Genomic DNA, 443 nt, shown 5'->3' with positions numbered 1-443 from the left:
ACGGAGCGTTGTTGCCGTCGTTGTCGCTGAAATTGCTGCAGAAGACATCAGCGGCTGAACCGGTATCCCGGATCCGTATTGGTGTCGATGCCGGTGAGTTTGTGTCAGTGGTGGAAGGGTGAACATGCTACAGGCGCTGCAGTTTGCAGAATCCCTGATCCAGCCGGACAATGATGCCGCGCTGGTCGACTGGCTGCTCGCGACCCTCCGTGAACGCTTGCAGCCTCTGGGCATTATCCTGGGACTGTGCGATTACAGTGGACGTTTACTGGAGTGTTCCGGACAACATCCCGGCGGAGCATTTCGTCTGGAGTTGCCGGTGGATGACTTCGGCCATCCGCTGGCCGGTGTGGTACATGACAACGCCCCGCATCTCTGGGAAACCCTGAACGGGGGGGCGCGGACAGAGCACGCGGGTTTTCGTGAACTGCTGATGACCATGC

At 59.1% G+C, this 443-nt stretch carries 1 pseudogene; it reads left to right on the top strand.

The annotated features are described in order from the left end of the window. Positions 1–124: 124 nt before the first annotated feature. A pseudogene (locus ADK28_RS18745) lies at positions 125–443 on the top strand (sigma-54-dependent Fis family transcriptional regulator); the annotation flags it as partial.

This window comes from Serratia sp. 506_PEND (assembly GCF_001076875.1).
GTDB classification, from domain to species: Bacteria; Pseudomonadota; Gammaproteobacteria; order Enterobacterales; family Enterobacteriaceae; genus Serratia; species Serratia marcescens.
This window is presented reverse-complemented; position numbering and strand designations above follow the sequence as displayed.